Source organism: Streptomyces sp. NPDC097617 (assembly GCF_044761485.1).
Lineage (GTDB): Bacteria > Actinomycetota > Actinomycetes > Streptomycetales > Streptomycetaceae > Streptomyces.
In genome coordinates, this window is the sequence record NZ_JBIWCL010000006.1 from 71210 (window position 1) to 97021 (window position 25812).

Below are 25812 nucleotides of genomic sequence, written 5' to 3' on the forward strand. Positions count from 1 at the left end.
CAGTAGCTGACTATCCGTCAGATTAGCTGTAGCCTTCGCGGCTGTCAGTACTGGCGCACCCCGGAGGTGGCGATGGCGGCAACGCTCAAGGACGCGACGGCGATAGTCGGCATCGGGCAGACCGCCTTTGCCAAACAACTGCCGCAGTCCGAAAAGGAACTGGCCTGCCGGGCCATCCTGGCGGCCCTCGCCGACGCCGGCATCGAGCCGTCCGAGGTCGACGCCTTCGCCTCCTACACCATGGAGGAGACCGACGAGGTCGAGGTGGCCAAGGCCATCGGCGCCGGCGACGTCACCTTCTTCTCCAAGATCGGCTACGGCGGCGGCGGTTCCTGCGCCACCGTCGGCCACCTCGCCTCCGCCGTCGCCACCGGCCAGGCCACCGTCGGCATCGCCTGGCGCTCCCGCAAGCGCGGCTCGGGCCCCCGCCCCTGGAAGAACACCGCCGTCCAGCTGCCCACCCCCGGCCAGTGGACCAGGCCCTTCGGCCTGCTGCGCCCCGCCGACGAGATCGGCATGCTCGCCCGCCGCTACATGCACGAGTACGGCGCCACCCGCGACCACCTCTTCAACGTCGCCATGGCCTGCCGCAACCGGGCCAACGCCAACCCGGCCGCGATGATGTACGAGCGCCCGCTGACCCGCGAGATGTACATGACCTCCCGCATGATCAGCGACCCGCTCTGTCTCTTCGACAACTGCCTGGAGACCGACGGGGCGCTCGCCTGTGTGATCGTCTCCGCCGAGCGGGCCCGCGACTGCCGCCAGAAGCCCGTCTACGTCCACTCCGTCGCCCAGGGCCTGCCCGCCCAGCACCACGGCATGGTCAACTACTGGAACGACGACCCACTGTCCGGCCCCGCCTGGACCGCCGCCCGCCACCTGTGGAAGCAGGCCGACTTCGGGCCCCAGGACGTGGACGTCGCCCAGATCTACGACGCCTTCACCCCGCTGATCCCGCTCTCGCTGGAGGGCTACGGCTTCTGTGGACGCGGCGAGGGCGCCGCATTCACCGAGGGCGGCGCCCTGGAGATGGGCGGCCGGCTGCCCATCAACACCGGGGGCGGCGGCCTGTCCGAGGCGTACGTGCACGGCTTCAACCTGATCAACGAGGGCGTCAAGCAGCTGCGCGGCGTCTCCACCGCCCAGGTCCCCGACGCCGCGACCTGCCTGGTGACGGCGGGCGAGGGAGTCCCGACGTCCGCGATCCTGCTGAGGAGCTGACCCCGATGACCACCACCTCCGCCGCCACCGGCGGGCCCGCGTCCGTCGACGGGTCCGCGTCCACCGGCGCGTCCGCGTCCGTCGACGGGCTGCTCCTGCCCGTCCCCGACGAGGACGGCGCCCCCTTCTGGGAGTACGCCGCCCGCGGCGAGCTCCGCGTCCAGGCCTGCACCGACTGCGGCCGGCTGCGCTTCCCGCCCCGCCCCTGCTGCCCGCACTGTCGGTCCTTCGACAGCGAGTGGCGCCGGATGAGCGGCCGCGGCCGCATCTGGTCCTACGTACAGCCGCACCCGCCGCTGCTGCCCGCCTACGCCGCGCAGGCCCCGTACAACGTGATCCTCGTGGAGCTCGCCGACGCCCCGCAGATCCGGCTCGCCGGGAACCTGGTGACCTCGGCCGACGCCCCGCTCGACTCGGTGGACCCGGCCCGGCTGCGCATCGGCGCACGCGTCCAGGTGGTCTTCACCGAGACGGGCGGCATGGCCGTGCCCCGGTGGATCCTGGAGAAGTCATGACCCTGCGGGTGGAACGCGACAAGGCCACCGGGGTCGCGGTCGTCACCCTCGACCGGGAGCACCGGCACAACGCCATCGACCTGGCCACCGCCGCCGAACTGAGCACGGTGTGGCGGGAGTTCCGCTACGACGAGGAGGTACGGGCGGTGGTGCTGACGGGCGCCGGCCCGGCCGCCTTCTGCACCGGCATCGACCGCGGCGTGGACGTGCCGCAGCCCGCCTCGCCCTACTCCGCCGACGACCCGCTGATCGCCATCGGCCCCAAGGCGGGCGACCTGTGGAAGCCGGTCGTCGCTGCCGTCAACGGCATGGCCTGCGGCGGGGCCTTCTACCTGCTGGGCGAGGCGGAGTTCCTGATCGCCTCCGAGAGCGCCACCTTCTTCGACCCGCACACCAGCTACGGGATGGTCAGCGCCTACGAGGCCGTGTACATGGCGCAGCGGATGCCCTTCGGCGAGGCCGCCCGGATGTCCCTCATGGGCACCTCCGAACGGCTCTCCGCGCGCCGGGCCCACGAGATCGGCCTCGTCTCGGAACTGGCCGCGCCCGACGACCTGCTCCCGGCGGCCCTGCGGGCGGCCGAAACCCTGGCCGGCTTCCCGACGCAGGCCGTGCAGGGCACCGTACGGGCCCTGTGGTCGGCGAAGCAGGCCGCGCTCCAGCAGGCCCTGGCGCAGGCCCCGGCGCTGATCGCGCTGGGGAACCTGGAGCCGGAGCGGCAGGCGGAGCTGTTCGGCTCGCGGCGGCCCGGTACGGAGTACAGGCTCCGCTGACCCGTGCGTCGGGCCGCCCGGTCCACCGACGTGCGGACGGCCGGCCTCAGGATTCGAGGGGCCGGTCGAGCCGGCACGTCCTGACCTCGCTCGCCCGCGAGGGCTCCTTGAGCGGAACGCTGACCACACGGCTCTCACGGGCGCCCAGGGTCTCCCTGACGACGGTCGACTCGACCGTGGCGCCGTTCGCGCCCTCCCGGTACAGGTTCACCACGAAGGTCGCCCTGCGGTCCACGTTCGAGGTGAGCCTGACCGTGGTGACCGGCGGGGTGCTGCCGACACAGGTGACCACGACGGCCGTGGCGGGCGCTCCGGTCGCACTCGCGGAGGGCGACGCGGTGACCGTGCTCTTGCTGCCGCTGGTGTGGCTCTTCTTCTTGCTCTTGGAGCTGGAGCACCCGCCACCGCTGCTGCTGCCGCTCTTGCTCTTTCCACTGCTCCCGCTGCTGCTGCTCCCGCCGTGGGACGAGAAGCCGGTCAGTGCGAACACGACCGCCACCAGCACCGCGGTGAATCTGATACGACGCCCAGCCACCATGGCCCGAACCCCTCCCCGTGGGACAACGGCGGGCCACGCTACCAGCCACCGCGCTCACCGCAACGGGGTGCGAGGACATGCGGGACGCGGCGGGCGGGCGTAGCGTCGGGACCGAGACCCCTATCCCGGAGGGCCGGGCATGCTCCGCAACGTACTCGGCTCCCTGATGGGTCTGATCGGAGCGGCGGCCGCCGTCTGGAGCCCCTTCCGTGCCTGGTACGACGGCCGTCTCGGACGCGACTACCGCGTCCAGGAGCTCTTCACCTCCGGCGGGATCACCGACCGCGGGTCCGCCCTGCTGGCCTCGATCCTGCTCCCGTACCTCCTCGCAGCCGTCCTCACCCTGTGCGCGGTGCTGCTCCGCTCGCGGCTGCTCATGGCACTGGCCGCAATCGTCGTCCTCGGCTTCACCGTCCTGTGGACGGTCCGCCAGGGCCAGGCCGCCGGGAGCCTCACGGTCGGCGGCGACGCCCAGGGCCTCGGCGACGGCCTCGCGAATGCCTTCGGCGCGGGCGCCCTGATGCTCCTGGGCGCAGCGGTCATGCGCGGCCGCCCCACACGCCGCGCCCGCCCCCTCCCCCCGACGACGCCCCCCACAGCCCCGCCCGACGGCTACGCGTAGCATCCGCGATGCCGCAAGCACCCGCACGTCACCTGCCGTAGCTCACTCAACTACCCTTGTGGCAAAACCCTGTCACCGCGAATTACGCGCCCCCGCGAAACTGCGCCGCATCCCGGCGAAGATATGCTTCGCACAAGCATCGGGGGAACGTTCACAGTTGCGGGGGTGGGGCATGTCGGTGACGGTGCCCGATTGGGCGGACACACTGCTGGATCTGATCGGTGTGGCCTGGCCGAATGTGGACGAGGACGCCTACCGGGACATGGCCGACTCGCTCCGCGAGTTCGCCGAGGACCTGCTGGACGACGGGCAACTCGCCAACAATCACGTCGAACGCCTGCTCTCCGCCAGCAAGGGCGAATCGATCGAGGCCCTCAACAAACACTGGAACACGGTCAAGACCAAGCATTTCAAGGACCTCGCGGCCGCGGCCCGTACCATCGCCGGCGCCATGGACCTGGCCGCCGACGCCGTGGTCGCCATGAAGTCCGCCGCCCTGGTCCAACTCGGCTACCTGGCCACCGAAGCGGGCATCGCGCTCTCCCTCATACCCGTCACGGGCGGCCTGTCGATGCTGCTCGGCGCCGGCGCCATGCGCGCCACCCAGGAGGTCGTCAAACGCCTCATCAAGGAGTGCATGGAGGAGGCCGTCGGCTACATCGTCTCGGCCATGACCGAGCCGGCCGTCGCCGCCCTCGAGGGCATGGCGGCCGACCTCGTCGTCCAACTCGGCTCGATGGCCCTCGGGTTCCAGGACGGCGTCGACCTCGACCAGACGAAGAACGCCGGCAAGGACGGCTTCAACGACGGAGTCCAGTCCGGCAAGGAATCCCTCCACCTGGCCTCCGCCGGCGGCAGCAGCGGAGGTGGTGGCGGCGGGGGTACCGGGCTGACGGACCTGCACATCGAACACTCCGAACACGACCGCGCCGGCACCCGCCTCAACATCGTCAGCACCGGCATCCACGGCAAGACCAGCTCGAAGCTGACCAAAGCCAAGTCCCACCACGGCCGCACCCGCGGCCGCGACTCCATCGCCCAGGCCATCGACCCCGTCGCCGACAAAGCCCTCGCAGCCCTCACCAAAGCCACCAAGGCCATGGGCGACCACGTCGGCACCACCCTCCCCAAAGCCGTCAAACAGATATCCACCGACCACAAGAAGAACGACCAGGCCCTCCACGACGACTTCAACCGCCTGAAGAAGAACGGCTCGGGAGGCAGCGACCGGGGCGGGGCGGGCTCCGGCGGCAAGGACGCGAGCAGCCGCACGAAGCCCGACTCCCTGGACAAGGCCAAGGACGAGGCCCGCCGCAACGGCATCTCGCTGGACAAGAAGCGCTGCGAGAACGACCCCATCGATGTCGTCACCGGTGAGATGACCCTGCCGCAGACGGACCTCGCCCTCCCCGGCACCCTGCCGCTCGTCCTCAAGCGCACGCACTTGTCCGAGTACCGCTACGGCCAGTGGTTCGGGCGCAGTTGGGCTTCCACCCTCGACGAGCGCCTGGAACCCGACCCGGTCGGCTTCGGCGCCGTCTGGGCCCGCGAGGACGGCTCACTCCTCGTCTACCCCCGCCTGCCGCAGGCCGGTGACGCGCCTGTCCTGCCCCTCGAGGGCCCCCGTCTCGCCCTCGCGCACGACACCGAGCACGACGGCGAGACGACGTACACGGTCACCGACACCGGCTCAGGACTGACGAAGTCCTTCACCGGAAGCCCGTACCGCGCCTCCACCGCCTACTGGCTGACCGCGGTCACGGACCGCAACGACAACGCCATCACCTTCACCCGGGCCGCCGACGGAGCTCCCACCTCCGTCTCCCACAGCGGCGGCTACCACGTCCGGCCCACCACGGACGATCAGCGGATCACCGCGATGGCCGTGAGCACCGGGAACGGGCCCGTGACCGTCATGACGTACGGCTACGACGAGTCCGGGAACCTCACCGCTCTCACGAACTCCTCCGGGCTGGCCCAGCGGCTGACGTACGACGACCACGCCCGCGTCACGTCCTGGACCGACCGCAACGACTCCACGTTCCGCTATTCCTACGACACTGCCGGCCGGGTCGTACGCACGACAGGCCCCGACGGCTTCCTCTCCTCCAGCTTCGAGTACGACACCGCATCCGGGACCACCCGGTACACCGACTCCACGGGCGCAGCCACCGTCTTCCGGTTCAATGAGCACCTCCAGGTCATCGCCGAGACCGACGCTCTCGGCCACACGGTCCGTCGGCTCTGGGACCCGTACGACCGCCTGCTCGCCCAGACCGACCCTCTCGGCCGGACCACGACCTACACCTACGACGGACGTGGCGACCTCGTGCGCGTCGTCCACCCCGACGGCAGCATGGCCACGGTCGAGTACAACGACCAGCACCAGCTGGCCTCCGTCACCAACCCCGACGGCTCGACGTCGCACCAGGAGTACGACGACCGCGGGAATCCAACCCTCTTCACCCGCCCGAACGGCACGACGACCCGGCTCACCCACAATGCGTCGGGCCACCTGACCGGCCTGGCCGATTCCGACGGCGCGTTGGACCGCCTGGTCTGCGATGCCGCCGGGCTCCCACTGGCCATCCGAGGTCCGCTGGGCGCGGTCACACGCTACGAGCGGGACGACTTCGGCCGCCCGACCCGGATCTCCGAGGCGCACCACCTCACCACACGGCTGGAGTGGACGGTCGAGGGCAAACTGGCCCGGCGTACCGACCCTGACGGCTCCACCCAGTCCTGGACGTACGACGGTGAGGGAAACTGCCTGACCCACGTGGACGCGGTGGGTGGCGAGTCCCGCTTCGAGTACACCCACTTCGATCTGATCACAGCCCGCATCACACCGGAGGGAGCCCGGTACTCCTTCGCGTACGACACCGAGCTGCGCCTCACTCAGGTCACCGATCCTGCCGGCCTGTCCTGGAGTTACACGCGTGACGCAGCCGGACACCTCACGTCCGAGATGGACTTCGACGGCCGCCTCATGCACTACACCCACGACGCGGTCGGCCGGCTGACCAGCCGCACCAACGGCGTCGGCCAGACGGTCCGCTACGAGCGCGACACCCGCGGCCGGGTGGTGGTCAAGGACGCCGAAGGCACGCTCACCCACTTCACCTACGACGCCTCCGGCCACCTGGAGCGGGCTGTCAGCCCCGGCGCGGAGCTCCTCTACGTACGGGACCATGCGGGCAGGGTCCTGCGCGAGCTGTGCAACGGACGTGAGCTCACCCACACCCACGACGAGGCCGGCCGTCGCGTCCGCCGCACCACGCCGACCGGAGCAGTCAGCTCGTGGACCTTCCGCGGAGATCGCAGCGCGCTGCTCAACGCCTCGGGCTGCGAGGTGACCTTCGAGTTCGACGAGGCGGGCCGCGAAATCACTCGCCGCATCGGCGAAACACTGACCATCGACCACGCGTACGACGACCAGGGGCGCCTCACCAACCAGCAGGTCCGAGTCGCCGGCGACCGGACTGTCCAGCACCGCGTCTACGGCTATCGCCCGGACGGCTGCCTGACCACGGTCGACGACCACCTCGCCGGCCGACGCCGTTTCGATCTGACCCGCGCGGGCCGGGTAACGGGTGTGACCGCGGTGAACTGGAGCGAGCGGTACGCCTACGACGAGTCCGGCAACCAGACCGAGGCCTCATGGCCTGGGAACGACAGCGGCGCAGGGCCCCGCACGTACGTGGGCACCCGCCTCACCGGGGCGGGCACGATCCGCTACGAACACGACGCACAGGGGCGGGTGGTCCTGCGGCAGAAGCGCCGTCTCTCGCGCAAGCCGGACACCTGGCGCTACGGCTGGGACGCGGAGGACCGCCTCACCTCGGTCACCACTCCGGACGGCACCCGCTGGCAGTACCTGTACGACGCGCTGGGCCGCCGCATCGCGAAGCGGCGCCTGGCTTCGGACGAGGCCTCGGTTGCCGAGGAAGTGACCTTCACCTGGGACGGCGACACCCTCATCGAGCAGGTAACCCGCTCCCACGGCTCCCGGGAGGCCGTCGCGCTGACGTGGGACCACGACGGCGTGAAGCCGGTCACCCAGGTGGAACGCCGCCTCCTGGACCAGTCGGAGATCGACAGCCGCTTCTTCGCCATCGCCACGGATCTGATCGGAACCCCTCGCGAACTCGTGGACGAGCAGGGCGAGGTGGCCTGGCACACTCAGGCCACGCTCTGGGGCACCACCACCTGGAACCGCAACGCGACGGCCTACACTCCCCTCCGCTTTCCCGGGCAGTACTTCGACCCCGAGTCGGAGCTCCACTACAACCGCCACCGCCACTACGACCCGACTTCGGGCCGGTACGTCTCCCCGGACCCCCTCGGGCTGACCCCGGCACCCAACGCCTTCGCGTACGTCGACAACCCGACGACATGGATGGATCCGCTGGGCCTCGCAGGATGCCCGCACCGCAACAGCGGCGAGCACAGGCACAGTGTGGTGCTCGGTCCGAACCAGAGACCTGCGACCGCATCGAATGAATTGGCGCGCTATCTTCGCAATGATCCGAACGATCTCGATCACGATTCGCGCCGAGCCCGTGATCCGGGAGCTCACACGTACAACGGCGACGCGTACTCCGGCGGCACACCGCCCGAGTGGATGACGAACGTCCAGCATGCTGTGGGAGAAGGCAGGGACACGAGGCTGTCGATCACCCTGGACGGCATGCCGAACCGAGCCGGTGACGAAGGGAACTGGAACACGCCTGCCACCATTGTGGAGGCTTTCCAGGTCGCGGTGGAGTTCGGATCCCAGTTCAACACCTTGCACCGGGACAACTATCCCCCGGCCGGCTCAGGCGGAACGGCCTGGGAGATGAGCGTTGTCGCCCTGAACGTGCGCAAGTACGAGATGGACGCCTTGGACGGAGTGCCCGAAGAGCTGCGCGACGGACGGAAGTGGGAGGACATCGACTGGTACTCGAACAACGTGAAGATCGATGTTCCCAAGCCGGACATTCCTGAAATCCAACTCCCGAAATTGCCTCACAGGAGATAGCACCACACGATGACAGACGACGGAACGGACCAGAGCGCCTCGGACATCGTGGCCGCCGAGTGGCAGTACCTTCTCGAAAAGGGCGCGGAACTGGTCGACCCGGCCATGGTCCGTGCCGCGCACGCCCAGCCGCAGCTTCGGGAGCTGTATCCGAGGGTCAGCCACGGCATCGTCTTCTTCAGCCGCTGCACCGGCCTTCCCGCTGCCCGGGTCGGTGGCCAGGTGCATCCCATGGACGACGGACGATTCTGGGTGCGTGGCCCGGTCGGCGAGGGCACGCTCGGCGAAGTCGCCACTCTGGAAGAAGCATTCGCCCTGCTGGCCGCCCGCCTGCCCGATGACTGTGGGCCTGCCGTTGTCGGCACAGCTCGCGACCTGTGATCCCGGCCGGCTGAAATGGCGGCGGCCCCGGCCCCCTGAGTGGGGGCGGGGCCGACCGGCCTGACTGGCGGGGTGGGGATCAGGCGGCGTCGACGACGCCGGAGGCCGCGATCTCGACCTTGCCCTTGGGGGCGCCGGACTGGGAGCCGAGGGCCTCGATCTGGGCGACGAGCTCCTGGCCCGAGACGACCTCGCCGAAGACGACGTGCTTGCCGTCGAGCCACGAGGTGACGACCGTGGTGATGAAGAACTGCGAGCCGTTGGTGTTGCGGCCGGCGTTCGCCATCGACAGCAGGTACGGGCGGTCGTGCTTCAGCTGGAAGTTCTCGTCCTCGAACTTCTCGCCGTAGATGCTCTTGCCGCCGGTGCCGTTGTGGTTGGTGAAGTCACCGCCCTGCAGCATGAACTGGGGGATGACGCGGTGGAAGCCGGAGCCCGCGTAGCCGTAGCCGTTCTGGCCGGTGGCCAGCTCACGGAAGTTGCGCGCCGTCTTCGGGACGACCTCGTCGAAGAGGTTGAAGACGATACGGCCGGCGGCGGCGCCGTTGATGGTGATGTCGAAGTAGACGTTGCTCATGGGGTACATCCTGTCACTCCCGGTACGGTGCGCTACCCGGCGGGGCCGTAGCCCCGCCTCCGGGCAGGTCAGCCGCTCGTACGGGTGCCCGTGCCCTTGGCCGCGTCCAGGGCATACACGCAGCGGTCCTTGCTGCATGCGTAGACCACGCCCGCCTCCGCCACCGGGGCGCCCGTGATCTCGCCGCCCGTGGCCAGCTTCCAGCGCAGCTGGCCGCCCGCCGCGTCCAGGGTGTACAGGCAGTGGTCGGCCGACCCGAAGTGCACGCGGCCGTCCGCGACCGCCGGCAGGCCGGTGATCTCGCCGCCCGCCGCGAACCGCCACTTCGGGGTGCCGGTGACCGCGTCGAGCGTGTACAGCGCGCTGCCCGCGCCCAGGTGCACGTTGCCGTTCGCGACGACCACCGGGTCCGCGGACTGCCGGGCTTCCGTCGCGATCCGCCAGCGGTCCTGGCCGGTGGCCGCGTCGAGGGCGTAGACGGTGCCCAGGTAGTCGACGAGGTAGACCCCGCCGCCCGTGATGGCCGCGCCCGGCGCGAAGGCCGGGGGTGCGAGGAAGACAGCGGGGGCCTCGAAGTGCCAGCGGACCCGGCCCGAGGCCCGGTCCACCGAGATGACCCGGGTGCCGGCCGCGATGTAGACGTTGCCGTCCGGGGCCGCGGTGACCCGGACGGGCACGTTCCCGCAGGAGGCCGCGTCCCCGATCGGGTAGGACCAGGACTCCCGGCCGGTGCGGGCGTCCAGGGCGCGCAGCCGGGCGTCCTGCCACACGTACACCGTGCCGTCCTGGAGGACCGGGGCGGCCTCCAGGGTCTCGAAGTCGCTCTGCGCTCCGGTCAGCTCCCACAGCTTGTGGCCGCTCGAACCCTCCCGGCCCTGTACGCCGCCCCCGCGGGTGGCCGTGACCACCGTGCCGCGCTCGGCGCGCACCGCGTACACCCAGGCGTCGGTCGACAGCCGCCACCGCTCGGATCCGTCACCGGCGTCGAGCGCGTAGAGGGACGGGCCGTCGGAGGCGTGGATGCGGTTGTCGGCGACCGCCATGGACCAGGCGACGTCGCGGGTCTTGAACTGGCGGCGGCCGCTCGCCACGTCCAGCGCGTGGACCTCGAAGGAGGTCACGTAGAGCAGGTTCCCGGCGACGGTCGGGGTGCCCCAGACCTCGTTGGACATGCGGAAGCGCCACGGCCGCCAGCGGCCGCTGTCCGGGGCCGGGCCGGGCCCCGGTACCGAGCCGGGTACGGGCTGCACGGCCGAGGGCGTGGCCACCGACCCGCCCGGCGGCCGGACCCAGCCGGTCGCCGAGTCCGCGGCGGAGGAGGAGGCGTGCGCGGCCGGCGCGGCGGCCGTCGCCCGCGGACCGGGCCCGATCGGCACCGGCGAGCCGCCGAGGCGCACCGGCTCGCCCGAGGGCACCGGGGACATCGGCGGGTGGTGCGGGCGCTGCGGGACGGCCTGGCCGGTCCGCGGGTCCACCCAGGAGTCCACGCCACGCGGGCGGCGGTGCGTGGCGGCCTCGGAGGCCGCGCCCCGGCCCGCGGGGGCCGGGCCGGGCGCCGGCACCACGGGGACGGGCGGCGTACGGTGCCCCGCGCGCCGGGCCTCGATCATCGCGACGGCCCGCGTGGGCAGCCACGCCGAGGCGGTCCCGCTGTCGTCGCCGCCGTCGAACAGGTGCGGGGCCAGCTGTGCCTGCAGGTCGGCCGGGCTGGGCCGGAGCGTGGCGTCCATCTGCATGCAGGAGTCGATCAGCGGCCGCAGCTCGGCGGGGAGCCCCTCGAGGTTCGGGCCCTCGCGCAGCAGCATGAAGACCGTCTCCACCGGGTTCGCCCCGTGGTAGGGCGGGTGCCCGGTCGCGGCGAAGACGAGGGTGGAGCCGAGTGAGAAGACGTCGGACGCGCCCTTGACGCTGCGCGAGTCCTTGGCCTGCTCGGGCGACATGTAGGCGGGGGTGCCGACGGCGACGTTCGTCATGGTCAGGCGGGTGTTGGAGACCCCGCTCGCGATACCGAAGTCGATCACGCGCGGGCCGTCCTCGACGACGAGCACGTTGGACGGCTTCAGGTCGCGGTGGACCAGGCCGGCGCCGTGGATGGACTGCAGGGCCTCGGCGATACCGGCAGCGAGCCACCGTACGGCCTGGGCGGGCATGGGCCCGCACTCGTTGACGATCTCCTCCAGGGAGGGCGCCGGGACGTAAGCGGTCGCCAGCCACGGCACGGCGGCGCGCGGATCGGCGTCGACCACGGCCGCGGTGTAGAAGCCGGAGACCGCGCGGGCGGCCTCCACCTCGCGCGTGAAGCGGACGCGGAAGAGCTGGTCCTCGGCGAGTTCGGTGCGCACCGTCTTGATCGCGACCCGCCGTCCGGACGCGGACCGCGCGAGATAGACCAGCCCCATGCCGCCGGCGCCGAGCCGTCCCAGCACCTCGAAGGGGCCGATCCGTCTCGGGTCGTGCTGCGTCAGCTGCTCCACCACTCGCCTCCACACCCATCCCCGTACGGGCCACTCACCGGGCCCGCTTCCACCGGCACGGGGCCCTGCCCGTGCAGCGTCTCACCCCGGGCGCCGCCCGGGTCGAGCAACCCCGATTCTGTCAGGCTCGGACCCGGTCCGGCCCCGGCACGTCGAGCAGCGCGGTGTGATCTGCCCGGCGACCCGTCCGGGGCTCCCTACGCGTCCGGCTTTGTCCGGGGTTCCGAAAGCAGCCCGAAGACCGCCCCCTGGTTGTCCGCGACGACCGCGATCCGCCCGTAGGGGGTGTCGAAGGGGTCGGCGGTGACCCGGCCGCCGAGCCGCTGCACCGTGGCGACGGACTGGTCGCAGTCCGGTACGGCGAAGTAGGCGAGGAAGTGCGCGGGCATGATCTCGGGGAAGGCATCGGTGATCAGGCTGCGGCCCAGCACGGCGGTCTCCGTGCCGGGCGCGCGTCCGGGCGGGGACCAGATGCGGTACTCGACGCCGGCGTCGTCCTGGTCCTGCGGGACGTAGCCGAAGACCTTGGCGTAGAAGACGTCGACGGCGTCGCGGGCCCGGGTGTAGACCTCGCTCCAGCAGTACGTGTACGGCTCCAGGTGGGCCTCGAAGCCGTGGTGGGTGCCGGGCTGCCACAGGCCGAAGACGGCGCCGCCGGGGTCGGCGGCCATCGCGGCGGTGCCGTACGGGCCGACCGGCATCGGATCCATGATCATCTGGCCGCCGGCGGCGCGGATGCGCTGCGCGCAGGCGTAGGCGTCGGTGGTGTAGAGGTAGATCCCCCAGACAGTGGGCATGCGGCCGTCGGGCTTGGGGGCGAGGGCTGCGACGTTGCGGCCTCGGCTGTAGGCCTGGGTGTAGTGGCCGTACTCGGCGCCCGCACTGCCGGCGAAGGTCCACCCGAAGAGCTCACCATAGAAGCGCTTGCCCGCCTCAACGTCCGGAAGCGAGGCGTCCACCCAGCAGGGTGCGCCTTCCGCGAATGCGGCCATGGGCCCGTTTCCTTCCGTTGTACGGGGGTGTGTACCCTCCCACCTCTCCCAGCCATGATCCGCCCGAAAACTTGTCCACAGCCTGTTGATAAGACTATTCGGGGGAAATCTTGCGGAACCGGGCGACACGCCCGGGACGGGGCCGGGGGCGTGCAGGGCCTGCCATCGGCCTGAATGCGCCCCCGCGGCCGCACGGGATCCACTTCCGCCCAGGCCAGGGACCCCGTAACCCCATTTGCAGGCGGCCGAATAGCGCGCCGATCACCCCTCGGTAAGCTGACGGCATGACAGGACAAGTACGCACCGTCGACGGGCGTGTCGCCGGCCGGCGCGGCCAGGCGACGCGGCAGAAGCTGCTCGACTGCCTCAGCGAGATGCTCAGCTCCTCGCCGTACCGCGACGTCAAAGTGATCGACGTCGCCCGCAAGGCCGGTACCTCCCCCGCGACCTTCTACCAGTACTTCCCGGACGTCGAAGGCGCCGTCCTGGAGATCGCCGAACAAATGGCCACCGAGGGCGCGCAGTTGACCTCGCTCGTCGAGGGCCGGACCTGGGTCGGCAAGTCCGGTTGGGCCGCCGCCGAGGAACTCGTCGAGGGCTTCCTCGAGTTCTGGCGTCGCAACGACGCGATCCTGCGGGTCGTCGACCTCGGCGCGGCCGAGGGCGACAAGCGCTTCTACAAGATCCGCATGAAGATCCTGAACTCGGTCACCAACTCCCTCACCGAATCGATGAAGGAGCTCCAGGCCAAGGGCAAGGTCGACAAGGACGTCAGCCCCGCGGCGATGGCCGGTTCACTGGTCGCGATGCTGGCCGCGGTCGCCTCGCACCAGAAGGGCTTCCAGACCTGGGGTGTCAAGCAGGCCGAGCTCAAGCCGAACCTGGCGCTGCTCGTCCATCTCGGCATCACGGGCAAGAAGCCGACCAAGTAGCGGCGGACCCCCGGACTTCCTCCAGGGGCCCGCCGACCACGCCGACACTCCGACCACGCCGATCACACCGGCCTTGCCGCACCTGCCGGCTTGCCGAACATGCCGGCAGCACCGGGCATGCAGGACACGCCGGTCGCGCCGGGCATGCCGGTCGGGCCGACAGCACCGGTCACGCCGGGCATGCCGGTTACGCCTGCGATCAGCGACGCTCCAGGCGGAACAACCGGATCTCGCGCTCGATGCGCGCCTGGTACGTCGCGTACGGCGGCCAGAACTTCAGCACCGCCCGCCACGCCTGCGCGCGTTCCTCACCCGTCAGCAGCCGGGCCCGGACGGGGATGTCCCGGCCTTGCCAACTCACGTCCGCGTCCGGGTGCTTGAGCAGGTTCCCGGTCCATGCCGGGTGCCCGGGACGGCCGAAGTTGGAGCCGATCAGGATCCACGTCGTGCCGCCGTCCTCGGGCATGCACGCGAGTGGGGTCGTGCGCGGCTCACCGGTCTTGGCGCCCTTGGCGGTGAGGATCACGCCCGGCAGCATCTGGGCGCTGAGGATGACCTTGCCGCGGGTCAGCTTGTGCACCGCCTTGTCCATGGCGGGGATGAAGTGCGGCGCGATCTTGGCGAAGAGCATGGTCGAGGAGACCTTCTGCATCAGCTTGACGCCGGGAGCCATCAGACGGCCACCTTCTCTGGTGCGGGCGGGGGTGTGGGCGGGGGTGTGGACCGGGGCGGCGCTGTGGGCGGGGCGGATTGTTTCGGCGGCGGAACGGCCGCGGCCGGGTCCGCGAACAGGTCCGCCCGGTCGGCGGCGTGCGCCCGCAGCCGGTGGACCGGCCCGAACAGCAGCTCGTCGGCTGCCGCCCGCTTGAAGTAGAGGTGCGCGTCGTGCTCCCAGGTGAAGCCGATGCCGCCGTGCAGCTGGATGGCCTCGCCCGCGGTCACCCGCAGGGCCTCCAGCGCCTGGGCGAGCGCGAGAGCGCCCTGGTCCGGGTCCCAGGCGGCGTAGTAGGCCGCCGAGCGGGCCGCCTGCACCTGGACGTACAGATCGGCGAGCCGGTGCTTGACCGCCTGGAAGGACCCGATCGCCCGACCGAACTGCTCGCGCTGGCGTACGTACTCGACCGTCCGGGCCAGCGCCTGACCGGCCGCCCCGACCGCCTCGGCGGCCAGCACGGCCGACGCCGTACGCCCGGTCGCGGCCAGGGCGCTCAGCACATCGGCCCCTTCGTCGCCCAGTAACTCCGCCGGTGCGTCCCTCAGTTGGATCCGGGCCTGCGGGCGCGTTTCGTCGAGGACGGCCTGCCGGGACCGTACGAGCCCGGGCGCGTCCTCCCGTACGAGGAACAGCAGCGTGCGGCTGCGCGCGAAGCCCCCCGTGTGCGCGGCGACCAGCAGCAGTCCGGCGCTGTGCCCGTCGAGCACCTGGGCGGCCTCCCCGTACAGCCGCCAGCCACCCCCGGAGGCGTCGGCGCGGGCCTGGACCCCGCCCGCGCGGCCGCCGCCGGACCACTGCCCGGAGGCGTCCTCGCCGGTCAGCGCGAGGGCGGTGGCCAGCGCCGGACCGCTGACGGCGAGGGCCGCGGTCAGCCCGCCCGTCGCGAGCGACGGGAGCAGCGCGGAGCGCTGGGCCCCGGTGCCGAGGGCGGTGATCAGGGGCGCGCACAGCACGGCGGTGGCCAGCAGCGGTGAGGGCAGCAGCGCCCGGCCGGTCTCCTCGCAGGCCAGGGCCAGGTCGGCGGCGGTGCAGCCGACGCCGCCGTACTCCTCGGCGATGGCGATGCCCGGCAGCCCGAGCTGCCGGGCGAGCTGCTGCCAGAGCTCGCGGTCGTGTCCGGCGGCGGTGCGGACTGCGGCCTTGACCTCGTCGGGGCCGCAGCGTTTGCCGAGGATCTCGCGCAGGGTGCGGCGTATCTCGTCCTGCTCCGCGGTGAAGGCGGCATCCATCGTCGGGCTCCTCCCGGGGGCACCTCCCAGCGGCAGCCGGGAGGTATCTGACGGGCCGTCATGTTAGGCCCGGCGGGGACAGATGCACAGGGGGCGGCGGGGGCGGGTTGCGTGGAGGGGTCTAGCATCTGACATGCCGTCAGATATACCGTTCCCGCATGCCTGGACTCACATCTGGACCCACATCCGGACCCACGTCGGGACTCGCATCCGGACCCGCGTCCCGCCCCCGCCGGAGGGTCGCGGTGGTCGGCGTCGCCCTCTCCGACTGCGGTCGGGTCGACGGCCCCACCCCCTACGCCCTGCACGCGCAAGCCGCCCGGCGCGCCCTGGCCGACTCCGGCCTGGACCGCTCCGTCATCGACGGCTTCGCCTCGGCCGGCCTCGGCACGCTGGCACCGGTGGAGGTGGCCGAGTACCTGGGCCTGCGCCCCACCTGGGTCGACTCCACCTCGGTGGGCGGATCCACCTGGGAGGTCATGGCCGCCCACGCGGCGGACGCGATCGCCGCCGGGCACGCGAACGCCGTGCTCCTGGTCTACGGATCCACCGCCCGCGCGGACATCAAGGCCCGACGGCGCACCTCGAACCTCTCCTTCGGGGCGCGTGGACCGCTCCAGTTCGAGGTCCCCTACGGCCACACGCTGATCTCCAAATACGCCATGGCCGCGCGCCGCCACATGCACGAGTACGGGACGACCCTGGAGCAGCTCGCCTCGGTGGCCGTACAGGCCCGCGCGAACGCCGCCACCAACCCGGACGCCATGTTCCGCGACCCGATCACCGTCGATGACGTACTCGGCGGCGACATGATCGCCGACCCCTTCACCAAGCTGCACTGCTGCATCCGCTCGGACGGCGGCTGCGCTGTGCTCCTGGCGGCGGAGGACTACGTACCGGACACGGCCAAGGCCCCCGTCTGGATCCTGGGTGCGGGCACGTCCGTCTCCCACACCACGATGTCGGAGTGGGAGGACTTCACGGTCTCCCCGGCGGCCGTCTCCGGCCGCATCGCCTTCGAACGCGCCGGCCTCACCCCGGCGGACGTGGACCTCGCCGAGATCTACGACGCCTTCACCTACATGACCCTGGTGACCCTGGAGGACCTCGGCTTCTGCGCGAAGGGCGAGGGCGGGGCCTTCGTGGAGAAGGGCCGCCTGCTGCGCGACGGAGAACTCCCGGTCAACACCGACGGCGGCGGCCTCTCGGCCTGCCACCCCGGCATGCGCGGCCTGTTCCTCCTGGTCGAGGCCGTCCGCCAACTCCGCGGCGAGGCGGGCCCGGGCCAGGTCACCAAACCCGGCGGCCGCCTCCCGGAGGTCGCCCTGGCCTCGGGCACGGGCGGCTGGTTCTGCTCGTCGGGGACGGTGCTGCTGGGGCGGGGATGAGGCGGCGGGGCGGGCGGGGGTGGGATGCGCGGGCTGGGCAGGGGCGCGGGTGAGGGCTGGGCGGGGGCTGCTTGGCGCGGGGCGGTCGCTCGCGGTCACTTACCTTCGGCGAGCGTGTGGGCGACGAGCGCGTTGGCGTGACCGTGCCCCAGACCGTGCTCGGTCTTGAGCCACGAGACCAGCTCCAAGTGCTTGGTCAGCGGCGAGGACCGAATGAGGTCCTGCCACTCCCCGATCGGACGCCCGTACTTCTTCTCGATCGAGGGGAAGTAGCTGGCGGGGCCCTTGACTGTCTCGGCCATGATGCGTCTCCTTCGCGGGGGCGTTGCGTTGTTGCGGTGCGTTGCTTTGTCTTGCGTCGTAGGTATGACCGTGGCGGAGGCGGAAACTCATCGGCCCTGGTGAAAATTCTTCGGGCGGCTTGGGTAGGCGGGATCCACGGGGCCGGTAGTCAGAGTCGTGTATGGGGGTTGACTTTCAGGGGCGGGGACATCACAGACCCGCGAGCAGGCCGGGCGTAGGGCACCCACGAGACGGCCCCGGCCCAGCGACTTCCCGGGTCGGGGGAAGCGCGTCCAATCGCTACGCGCTCCTCACCCCTCAGCGTCCGACGACCGTCTTGGGTTGGACATAGGCCGCCCACGACCGTTGGCGCTCCTCACCTCTCAGCGTCTCCAGCCCGTCCTGGGCTCGCCTGCCCAGGGCGGGTGGTGGGGAAGTCAGGCGGAGGCGACGACTTCGCCGGCTGTGACCTGCGGCGGGTTGGGCAGGTACCGGGCCAGGTTGTCCCGCACGAAGTGGGCCGCCCGCTCGATCGACTCGTCGGCACCCGCACGGTCCCGGAAGACGCTGGTGGACACCATGACCCCGCCACCGGCATCGACCCAGAAGTACGCCACGAATCCGGGAACCTGGCGCATGAGCGACACGAACCCCTCGTCGACGATGCGCCCGGCCTCGGCCGGGTCCGTCACGCCTTCGTACCGCCGGACTGCTGCGTACATGGTCGGTCTCCTCAACGGTGCTCGGGTTCGTCGTCGCAAGGACGCCTTACCCGGCCCGGCACACACGTGGCTCGCACCGCGCCGGATGTCACCGGAAAGGACGGCGCCAACGGGCGCCCCACAGAAAGTCTCACGCGAAACACCGCCACCGAGGGTGCGGCCATGGACGCCGCCGTCTAAGCGTCGAAGTCGTACTCCAGGACGTAGGAGGCAGAGTCCAACGTCATCTCGTTGACCTCGACGACCCGCCCGCCCTGGGCGAACGCGGTGCGGACGATGTGGATGACGGGCGTACCCATCGAGAGCGAGAGCCGCTCCGCCTCGTCGGCCGAGGGCATCCGGGACCTGACCTCTTCCCGGAAATGCACGGGCGCGAAGCCCAGTTCGGCCAGCCGGGCGTACGTCCCACCGGGGCCGGTGTCGACCTCCGTGATGGCCGAGTCCGCCACCACGTCGGACGGCAGGTACGACACGGCGAACAGCACGGGTTTGCCATCGAGCACGAAGCGGCGGCTGCGCGCCCACACGCGAGCCCCAGCGGGAAGGCCAAGGGCATCCGAGAAGCGGCCGTCGGCCTGCTCTTCGCGCACGTCGATCTGATCGACGACCAGCTCCCGGTCCTCGGACTCGTCGGACCAGATCGACCGGCCCGCGACCCACTGCTCGCGCGCCAGCCGCTGGATGCCGCGTCGCCGCAAGGGCTTGAACGCCCGCACGAAGACACCGGCCCCCTTCCGCGCCTCCGCGAGACCCTCGTTCTGCAAGACGCCGAGGGCTTGGCGCGCGGTCATCCGGGCGACCTCGTATGCGGCCATGAGGTCGTTCTCACCGGGCAGCCGATCACCTGGGCCGTATTCGCCCGCCTGGATAGCGGTCCTCAGCGCATCAGCGATCCGCTGGTATTTCGGCTGACGGGCGCCGCCCTGGCTGGTCATGAAAACCGATCACTTCCTCTCCTCTCTAGACACCCTAGGGCCAGAGATGTGCCACCGCACGAACCTGCGTCAGGACCTCTTGCTCGACATCTCTAGAGATGCCTTGACGAGTCGCGTCCAGGTTGGTTGGATTGGTCACATCTCTAGAGAGGCTGCCTGGCAGTGGCCTCACAAGTGAGGGGGATTTGCATGCCGCATGTCATCGGCATCGATCCCGATGACGCCCCGTTGGTCGGGGCGGCGGGCATCGGTGAGCCCAGTTCGGATCTGTTGGACCGGGCGCTGGTTGGGTGGGAGCGCTTCCTCGCCACCTTGCACGGAGAGACGGATGAGTGAGGAGCGCTGACCGGTCGTGGGCGGCTTATGCCCGACCCAGGGTGGTCGTCGGACGCGTGATCGCGGAGCGCCAACGGTCGTGGGCGGCCTATGTCCAGCCCAGGACGGGCTGGAGACGCTGAGAGGCGAGGAGCGCGTAGCGATTGGGTGCGCCCACCTACCCGGTGGCTGCCGCCCGCCACACCACCCCGCGCCTATCGGCCCCGCCCCGTCGGCTCCCGCCGCCGAAGCCCCCGCACCCTCCGACCCGCCCCCCGCCCTGCTGTTCCATGGGGCTCATGAACAGCGATGCCCGCGGATCCGGCCTGACCGGCGAAGCCGCCCCCGACGACTTCCACGCCACCCTGCACTCCCTGCGCGTGTGGGACTCACCGCTCCCGGGGTTCGACCCGGCCACCGCGCCCCTTGAGCCGTTGGCGCTGTTCCGGGAGTGGTTCGTGCATGCCGCACGCGCGGGGCAGTTGGAGCCGCACACCATGAGTCTGGCGACGGTGGACGGGGACGGGCGGCCGGATGTGCGGACGCTGATGCTGCACGACGTCGACGCGCGGGGCTGGCACTTCGCCTCGCACGCCACCAGCGCCAAGGGCGTGCAGCTGGCCCGGCGGCCGGAGGCGGCCCTCGGGTTCTACTGGCCCTCCGTGGGCCGCCAGGTCCGCGTCCGGGGCCGGGTCAGCGCCTGCGGGCCCGAGGAGAGCCGGGCGGACCTGGCGGTCCGCTCGCGGGGTGCGCTCGCCGCCGCGCTCACGGGTCGGCAGAGCGAGGTGCTCGGCTCCGTGCAGGAGCTGGCGCGGGTCTCGGCGGCCGCCTGGGAACGGGCCGGAGCCGAGCCGGACGCGCCGGCTCCGACCTGGACCCGGTACGTACTGGACCCCGCCGAGGTGGAGTTCTTCCAGGGGGATGCCGCGCGCCGGCACATCCGCCTGCGGTACTCCCGTACGGGCGGCGGGTCCTGGGGCCGCGAGCTGCTCTGGCCCTGACCGGTCAGTCCGGCGGCGCCGGCCGGAAGACCGCCACCCGCACCCCGTCGGCCGCCTCGCGGAAGGTGACCGTGAGCGGCATGCCGATGCGCAGGTCCGCCGCTTCGCAGTCCACCACCTCGGTCATCATCCGCGGGCCTTCGGCCAGGTCCACGACGGCGGCCGTGTACGGGACGCGCGTGCCGAACGGCGGGAGGTCGTTGCGGTGGATCACCGACCAGGTGTAGAGGGTGGCCCGGCCGCTCGCCGTCTCCCACGTCACGCGGTCCTCGCCCGCCCAGCAGAGCGGGCAGAACTCGCGCGGGTAGTGGTGCGCCCGCCCGCAGTCGGCGCAGCTCCGCAGCAGCAGCCGGCCCTCGGCCGCCGCGTCCCAGTAGGGGCGGGTGAAGTCATCCATCTCGGGCAGGTCGTACCGCACAGCGCTGGTGCCGGTGCCGGTGCCGGTGCCGGTGCCGGTGCCGGTCACCGGAACAGTCCGATCGCCGCGTCGAGGGACCAGGTCTGCCAGGACATGGCGAGGAGCGCGACGAGCGAGATGAGCGCCATCATCGCGTTCTGGCCCTGCTCGGCCCAGTCGTGGATCATCAGCACGAGGTACAGCAGGTTGAGCAGGAGGCCGCCGACCAGGGCGATCGGAGTCAGGAGGCCGAGGACCAGGCCCAGCCCGAGGGCGAGTTCCGCGTAGACGACGATGTAGGCCATCGCCTTCGGACGCGGTGCGACGATCCGCTCGAAGCCGCCCTTGACGAAGGTCCAGCGGTGTTTGCCGGCGACGTCGGCGGCCCAGGCGATGCCGGTGCCGCGTTCGAACCAGCCTTTCTTGTCCTTGTGCCGCCAGCTCTCCAGCCACCACAGGCCGAGGCCTATCCGGAGCACGGCGAGCCATTCGGCTCCACTGAGCCAGATGGTCTGCATCGGCAGCCCCCACCCTTCCGCGGTCCAACAATCTGACGGTACGTCAGTTGAGCGGATCCGGGACGATCGCGCAAGGCCCCGGCCGGCGGCAGGCACACGACCCGGGGCGGCGCCGCACGCGCCCGTGATCGATCCGCAATCGATTCCCCGCCCGACCGAGACCCATCAACCCAGCGTGGCGATACGATCACACCTCATGCCCGGAGACCCCACAGCACCCGACATGACCACCCATCCCCGCCCCGTGTACGTCATCGGGGCCGGCCCCGGCGGCCTCGCCGCGGCCGCCGCGCTGCGCGCCCGAGGGATCCGTGCGGTGGTCGTCGAGAAGTCCGACACGGTCGGCTCGTCCTGGCGGCGGCACTACGACCGGCTGCGCCTGCACACCACGCGCCGCCTCTCCGCCCTCCCGGGCCTGGCCATGCCGCGCCGCTTCGGGCGCTGGGTCTCCCGCGACGACGTCGTGCGCTACCTGGAGAAGTACGCCGAGTTCCACGAGCTGGAGCTGGTCACCGGCGTGGAGGTGGCCCGGATCGAGCCGGCCGGGCCCGAGGGCGCGGACGGCTGGACCCTGCACGCCACCGGCGGGCGGGAGCTGGCCGCCGCGGCCGTCGTCATCGCCACCGGGTACAACCACACGCCCGCGCTCCCCGACTGGGCCGGCCTGGACGCGTACGAGGGGCGGCTGCTGCACGCCTCGGAGTACCGCAATCCGCAGCCGTACGCCGGTCAGGACGTCCTCGTCGTCGGCATCGGCAACACCGGCGCCGAGATAGCCGTCGACCTCGTCGAGGGCGGCGCGGCCCGGGTGCGGCTCGCCGTGCGCACCGCCCCGCACATCATGCGCCGCTCCACCGCCGGCTGGCCGGCCCAGCGCAGCGGGATCCTCGTACGCCGGCTGCCGGCGCGACTCGTGGACCGGCTGTCGGTGCTCGTCGCCCGCGCCTCCGTACCGGACCTGTCGGCGTACGGGCTTCCGCGCCCCGCCACCGGGCTGTACAGCAGGGTGAAGCAGGGGTCGATACCGGTTCAGGACGTCGGTCTGATCGACGCGGTGCGTGGTGGCACGGTGGAGCCGGTGGCGGCCGTCGAGGCCTTCGACGGCGCCGAGGTGGTGCTCGCGGACGGTTCGCGGATCACCCCGGACGCGGTGATCGCGGCGACCGGCTACCGCCGCGCGCTGGAGGGAATGGTCGGCCACCTGGGGGTGCTCGACGAGCGCGGCCGCCCCCGTACGCACGGCGCCCGCTCCCCCGAGCAGGCCCGCGGCCTGTACTTCACCGGCTTCTCGAACCCCATCAGCGGCATGTTCCGAGAGATGGCGATGGACGCCGAGAAGATCGCCAAGGCGGTCGCCCGCCGGTCCGGCACGGGTGCCGCGTGAAGCAGCCCGGCAGGGACCTTCCGGCCCGGATCCGGGAGGCCGCCCGGACAGCGTGGAGCGAGCCGCTGTCCCGCGGGTACCTGATCCTGCTCGCGGCGTGCGCGGTATGGGCCATGACCGGTGGCATCGGGCTCGGCGAGAACGGCTACCTGGCCCGCAACATCGCCGTGGTGCTCACCCTGCCCTGGCTCCTCGTCCTGCACCTCTTCCTCGTCGTCACCCAGGTCGACAACTGGCTGCTCGGTCACAGCATCTACTTCGAATCTCCCGCCGGGCTGTTCGAGCCGCTCTGGGTCCTCTACTGCCTGACCGCCGGACTGCTGAACGCCCGACTGCTGGCCCGCTGGACGCGCTCGGCGCGGGAGGCGGGCTCCGCCCCGTGGTGGGTTCCGGTGTTCACCGTGACCTTCTTCGCCGGCCTGTTCGCGCTCTGGCACGCCTGAGGCACGGAGCCCGCCGGGCCGGGTCGGCCGAATCGCGCCCTGGACCGGTTCCGGCGGGATCTGTCACCGTTCACCACACCACCTCCACAGCTTTCCTGCGCAGCCCTGTTCCTGACGGCACGTCAGTTCAGTAATCTGACTGCACGTCAGTTATTGAGTTCCATCGAGTTCATCGAGCAGGAGTGGGCGGCAACGATGCTTGGATCTACTCACGGCACCCTCACCACCGACTTCCGCGCACGGGTCGAGGCCTGCGGGGAGACCCCCAGGACCGCCGTCCACTCGTCGGCGGCCCCCTCCGCCGACGACGCGGTCCCCCTCGACGTCAGCGGACGACCGCTGCACGCCGACGTCCCCGACCTGGACCGGTTCTTCCGGCCAGAGTCCGTTGCCGTCATCGGCGCCTCCGACGCCGAGGGCAAACCCAACACCGGCATCACCCGCCAGCTCATCGCCTGGGCGGAGCGCGTCGGCGCCCGGCTCCACCCCGTGCACCCCACCCGCCCCAGCGTCTTCGGCCGGACCTGCCACGCCTCCGTCGCCGACCTGCCCGAACAGGTGGACCTCGCCGTCCTCCTCGTCGCCGACCCGCTCCCCGTCATCGAGGAACTGGCCGAGACCAAGGTCAAGTTCGCCGTCGCCTTCGCCTCCGGCTTCGCCGAGACCGGCGACGCGGGCGCCGCCGCCCAGGAGCGCCTCGGCGCCGCCGTCCGGCGCTCGGGCCTGCGGCTGCTGGGCCCCAACACCAACCTCAACGCCTTCGAGAAGTTCCGCGAGGACCTCGACGGCCCCGCGATCGCCCTGATCACCCAGTCCGGCCACCAGGGCCGGCCGGTCTACACCCTCCAGGAGCTGGGCATACGGCTCTCCCACTGGGCACCGACCGGCAACGAGGCCGACCTGGAGACCTCCGACTTCATCTCCTACTTCGCCGAGCAGCCCGAGGTCGGGGCCATCGCCTGCTACGTGGAGGGCCTCAAGGACGGCCGGTCCTTCCTGCTCGCCGCCGACCGGGCCGCACGCAACGGGGTCCCGGTCGTCGCCGTCAAGGTCGGCCGCACCGAGACCGGCGCGCGCATGGCCGCCTCCCACACCGGGAAGCTGACCGGTGCCGACACCGTCGTGGACGCCGCCATGCGCCAGTTCGGCGTCATCCGCGTCGACGGCCTCGACGAGCTCCAGGACACCGCGGCGCTGCTCGCCCGGGCCCGCAGGCCCCAGGCCGACGGGGTCGTCGTCTACTCCATCTCCGGCGGCACCGGGGCGCACTTCTCCGACCTGGCCACCGAGGCGGGCCTGACGCTGCCCACCCTCTCGCAGGCCAAGCAGGACCAGCTGCACCAGTGGATCCCCGAGTACCTGAACGTCGCCAACCCCGTCGACAACGGCGGCCACCCGGTCGGCGACTGGCGCGGCCGGAAGATCATCGACGCGATCCTCGCCGACCCCGAGGTGGGCGTCCTGATCTGCCCGATCACCGGCCCCTTCCCGCCCATGAGCGACCGGCTCGCCCAGGACCTGGTGGACGCGGCCGAGCAGAGCGACAAGCTGATCTGCGTGATCTGGGGCTCCCCCGTCGGCACCGAGGAGGCCTACCGCACCACCCTGCTCGGCTCCTCCCGCGTCGCCACCTTCCGTACCTTCGGCAACTGCATCACCGCCGTACGCGCCTATCTCGGCCACCACCGCTTCACCGCCGGCTACCGCTCGCCCTTCGAGGACGCGCCGCGCACGCCCTCGCCCTCGTACCGCAAGGCGCAGGCCCTCATGCGGCCGTCGCAGCAGCTCAGCGAGCACGCGGCCAAGCAGCTCCTGCGCGCCTACGGCATACGGGTCCCCCGCGAGCAGCTCGTGACGAGCGCGGCCGCGGCGGTCCGCGCCGCCGGGCTGGTCGGCTACCCGGTGGTGATGAAGGCCTCGGGCCCGCAGCTGGGGCACAAGACGGAGCTCGGCCTGGTGAAGATCGGCCTCACCTCGGCGAGCCAGATCCGCGACGCGTACCGGGAGCTGACCGACATCGCGCGCTACGAGAACGTGCCGCTCGACGGAATCCTGGTCTGCCAGATGGTGGAGCGGGGCGTCGAGATGGTCGTCGGCGTGACCCAGGACGACCTCTTCGGCCCCACCGTCACGGTCGGCCTCGGCGGGGTCCTGGTGGAAGTCCTGCACGACGCCGCGGTCCGCGTGCCGCCGTTCGGCGAGGACCAGGCGCGGGCCATGCTGCGGGAGCTGCGCGGGCATGCGCTGCTGGAGGGCGTGCGGGGGGCTCCGCCCGCGGACGTGGACGCCCTGGTGGAGGTCGTGCTCCGCATCCAGCGGATGGCCCTCGAACTGGGCGACGAGCTGTCCGAGCTGGACATCAACCCCCTGATGGTCCTCCCCCGGGGCCAGGGGGCGGTGGCCCTGGACGCCCTGGCCATCTGCCGCTGAGG

General features: G+C 71.5%; 24 protein-coding genes. 13 read left to right on the forward strand and 11 right to left on the reverse strand.

Annotation, left to right across the window (positions count from 1 at the left end):
• Nucleotides 1-72 precede the first annotated feature (72 nt).
• From ACIQZO_RS12960 to ACIQZO_RS12970, 3 genes are all read left to right on the forward strand, one after another.
• A complete protein-coding gene (locus tag ACIQZO_RS12960) occupies nucleotides 73-1224 on the forward strand; it encodes a lipid-transfer protein (RefSeq protein WP_403624437.1) in 1152 nt (383 codons plus the stop codon).
• A gap of 89 nt (nucleotides 1225-1313) precedes the next feature.
• A complete protein-coding gene (locus ACIQZO_RS12965) occupies nucleotides 1314-1739 on the forward strand; it encodes a Zn-ribbon domain-containing OB-fold protein (protein WP_403625019.1) in 426 nt (141 codons plus the stop codon).
• Entirely contained in the window at nucleotides 1736-2512 is a 777-nt protein-coding gene (locus tag ACIQZO_RS12970) for an enoyl-CoA hydratase/isomerase family protein (RefSeq protein WP_403624440.1), read from the forward strand. The genes ACIQZO_RS12965 and ACIQZO_RS12970 overlap by 4 nt, the downstream gene beginning before the upstream one ends.
• A 46-nt stretch (nucleotides 2513-2558) precedes the next feature.
• Here ACIQZO_RS12970 and ACIQZO_RS12975 read toward each other — a convergent pair whose 3' ends face one another.
• Nucleotides 2559-3050: a hypothetical protein gene (locus ACIQZO_RS12975; protein ID WP_403624443.1), complete on the reverse strand. Its 492-nt coding sequence runs from the start codon at nucleotides 3048-3050 to the stop codon at nucleotides 2559-2561.
• A 139-nt stretch (nucleotides 3051-3189) separates the two neighbouring features.
• On the opposite strand from ACIQZO_RS12975, the gene ACIQZO_RS12980 reads away from it, so the two are divergent.
• The 3 genes from ACIQZO_RS12980 to ACIQZO_RS12990 all read left to right on the forward strand — a co-directional run bounded on the left by ACIQZO_RS12980 (nucleotide 3190) and on the right by ACIQZO_RS12990 (nucleotide 9076).
• Complete coding sequence (locus tag ACIQZO_RS12980) at nucleotides 3190-3672, forward strand: hypothetical protein (protein ID WP_403624445.1); 483 nt, start codon at nucleotides 3190-3192, stop codon at nucleotides 3670-3672.
• A 172-nt stretch (nucleotides 3673-3844) separates the two neighbouring features.
• Nucleotides 3845-8695, forward strand: coding sequence for an RHS repeat-associated core domain-containing protein (locus ACIQZO_RS12985; RefSeq protein ID WP_403624448.1), 4851 nt, complete (start codon nucleotides 3845-3847; stop codon nucleotides 8693-8695).
• A 9-nt stretch (nucleotides 8696-8704) separates the two neighbouring features.
• Nucleotides 8705-9076: a DUF6193 family natural product biosynthesis protein gene (locus ACIQZO_RS12990; protein WP_403624451.1), complete on the forward strand. Its 372-nt coding sequence runs from the start codon at nucleotides 8705-8707 to the stop codon at nucleotides 9074-9076.
• A gap of 79 nt (nucleotides 9077-9155) precedes the next feature.
• On the opposite strand, the gene ACIQZO_RS12995 is transcribed toward ACIQZO_RS12990, so the two are convergent.
• The 3 genes from ACIQZO_RS12995 to ACIQZO_RS13005 form a co-directional block, all read right to left on the reverse strand.
• Nucleotides 9156-9653 carry a peptidylprolyl isomerase gene (locus ACIQZO_RS12995; protein ID WP_403624454.1) on the reverse strand — a complete coding sequence of 166 codons (498 nt, stop codon included), beginning with the start codon at nucleotides 9651-9653 and terminating at the stop codon, nucleotides 9156-9158.
• Nucleotides 9654-9721: 68 nt separating this feature from the next.
• Nucleotides 9722-12130, reverse strand: a complete 2409-nt coding sequence (locus tag ACIQZO_RS13000; RefSeq protein WP_403624457.1) for a serine/threonine-protein kinase — start codon at nucleotides 12128-12130, stop codon at nucleotides 9722-9724.
• 194 nt (nucleotides 12131-12324) lie between these two features.
• Nucleotides 12325-13119, reverse strand: coding sequence for a VOC family protein (locus ACIQZO_RS13005; protein WP_403624460.1), 795 nt, complete (start codon nucleotides 13117-13119; stop codon nucleotides 12325-12327).
• Nucleotides 13120-13403: 284 nt separating this feature from the next.
• Here ACIQZO_RS13005 and ACIQZO_RS13010 point away from each other — a divergent pair, with 284 nt between their 5' ends.
• Nucleotides 13404-14051 carry a TetR family transcriptional regulator gene (locus ACIQZO_RS13010; protein ID WP_150257890.1) on the forward strand — a complete coding sequence of 216 codons (648 nt, stop codon included), beginning with the start codon at nucleotides 13404-13406 and terminating at the stop codon, nucleotides 14049-14051.
• Nucleotides 14052-14250: 199 nt separating this feature from the next.
• On the opposite strand, the gene ACIQZO_RS13015 is transcribed toward ACIQZO_RS13010, so the two are convergent.
• On the reverse strand, nucleotides 14251-14724 hold the full coding sequence (locus ACIQZO_RS13015; protein ID WP_403624463.1) for a nitroreductase family deazaflavin-dependent oxidoreductase: 474 nt from the start codon (nucleotides 14722-14724) through the stop codon (nucleotides 14251-14253).
• The gene (locus ACIQZO_RS13020; protein WP_403624466.1) at nucleotides 14724-15995 is read right to left on the reverse strand and encodes an acyl-CoA dehydrogenase family protein; all 1272 of its coding nucleotides are present in this window, start codon (nucleotides 15993-15995) and stop codon (nucleotides 14724-14726) included. Before ACIQZO_RS13020 ends, ACIQZO_RS13015 begins: the two co-directional genes overlap by 1 nt.
• Nucleotides 15996-16153: 158 nt before the next feature.
• Between ACIQZO_RS13020 and ACIQZO_RS13025 the strand changes: the two genes are divergently transcribed.
• Nucleotides 16154-17383 carry a thiolase C-terminal domain-containing protein gene (locus ACIQZO_RS13025; RefSeq protein ID WP_403624469.1) on the forward strand — a complete coding sequence of 410 codons (1230 nt, stop codon included), beginning with the start codon at nucleotides 16154-16156 and terminating at the stop codon, nucleotides 17381-17383.
• Between the two features lie 95 nt (nucleotides 17384-17478).
• Here ACIQZO_RS13025 and ACIQZO_RS13030 read toward each other — a convergent pair whose 3' ends face one another.
• From ACIQZO_RS13030 to ACIQZO_RS13040, 3 genes are all read right to left on the reverse strand, one after another.
• A complete protein-coding gene (locus ACIQZO_RS13030) occupies nucleotides 17479-17685 on the reverse strand; it encodes a DUF4287 domain-containing protein (RefSeq protein ID WP_403624472.1) in 207 nt (68 codons plus the stop codon).
• Between the two features lie 417 nt (nucleotides 17686-18102).
• Nucleotides 18103-18387 carry a hypothetical protein gene (locus ACIQZO_RS13035; RefSeq protein WP_403624475.1) on the reverse strand — a complete coding sequence of 95 codons (285 nt, stop codon included), beginning with the start codon at nucleotides 18385-18387 and terminating at the stop codon, nucleotides 18103-18105.
• Nucleotides 18388-18563: 176 nt separating this feature from the next.
• Nucleotides 18564-19322: a GntR family transcriptional regulator gene (locus ACIQZO_RS13040; protein ID WP_403624478.1), complete on the reverse strand. Its 759-nt coding sequence runs from the start codon at nucleotides 19320-19322 to the stop codon at nucleotides 18564-18566.
• A 189-nt stretch (nucleotides 19323-19511) separates the two neighbouring features.
• Between ACIQZO_RS13040 and ACIQZO_RS13045 the strand changes: the two genes are divergently transcribed.
• Both ACIQZO_RS13045 and ACIQZO_RS13050 read left to right on the forward strand, forming a co-directional pair.
• On the forward strand, nucleotides 19512-19658 hold the full coding sequence (locus tag ACIQZO_RS13045) for a hypothetical protein (RefSeq protein WP_403624481.1): 147 nt from the start codon (nucleotides 19512-19514) through the stop codon (nucleotides 19656-19658).
• Between the two features lie 278 nt (nucleotides 19659-19936).
• Nucleotides 19937-20638: a pyridoxal 5'-phosphate synthase gene (locus ACIQZO_RS13050; protein ID WP_403624484.1), complete on the forward strand. Its 702-nt coding sequence runs from the start codon at nucleotides 19937-19939 to the stop codon at nucleotides 20636-20638.
• Nucleotides 20639-20642: 4 nt separating this feature from the next.
• Here ACIQZO_RS13050 and ACIQZO_RS13055 read toward each other — a convergent pair whose 3' ends face one another.
• Both ACIQZO_RS13055 and ACIQZO_RS13060 read right to left on the reverse strand, forming a co-directional pair.
• Nucleotides 20643-21035, reverse strand: a complete 393-nt coding sequence (locus tag ACIQZO_RS13055; protein WP_403625021.1) for a Zn-ribbon domain-containing OB-fold protein — start codon at nucleotides 21033-21035, stop codon at nucleotides 20643-20645.
• A 65-nt stretch (nucleotides 21036-21100) separates the two neighbouring features.
• On the reverse strand, nucleotides 21101-21553 hold the full coding sequence (locus ACIQZO_RS13060; protein ID WP_403624487.1) for a DoxX family protein: 453 nt from the start codon (nucleotides 21551-21553) through the stop codon (nucleotides 21101-21103).
• Between the two features lie 223 nt (nucleotides 21554-21776).
• Between ACIQZO_RS13060 and ACIQZO_RS13065 the strand changes: the two genes are divergently transcribed.
• From ACIQZO_RS13065 to ACIQZO_RS13075, 3 genes are all read left to right on the forward strand, one after another.
• Nucleotides 21777-22937 (forward strand): flavin-containing monooxygenase, encoded by a 1161-nt coding sequence (locus ACIQZO_RS13065; protein ID WP_403624490.1) that lies wholly within the window; start codon nucleotides 21777-21779, stop codon nucleotides 22935-22937.
• Nucleotides 22934-23380: a hypothetical protein gene (locus tag ACIQZO_RS13070; RefSeq protein ID WP_403624493.1), complete on the forward strand. Its 447-nt coding sequence runs from the start codon at nucleotides 22934-22936 to the stop codon at nucleotides 23378-23380. Before ACIQZO_RS13065 ends, ACIQZO_RS13070 begins: the two co-directional genes overlap by 4 nt.
• A 195-nt stretch (nucleotides 23381-23575) precedes the next feature.
• Nucleotides 23576-25810 carry an acetate--CoA ligase family protein gene (locus tag ACIQZO_RS13075; protein WP_403624496.1) on the forward strand — a complete coding sequence of 745 codons (2235 nt, stop codon included), beginning with the start codon at nucleotides 23576-23578 and terminating at the stop codon, nucleotides 25808-25810.
• Nucleotides 25811-25812: the final 2 nt, after the last annotated feature.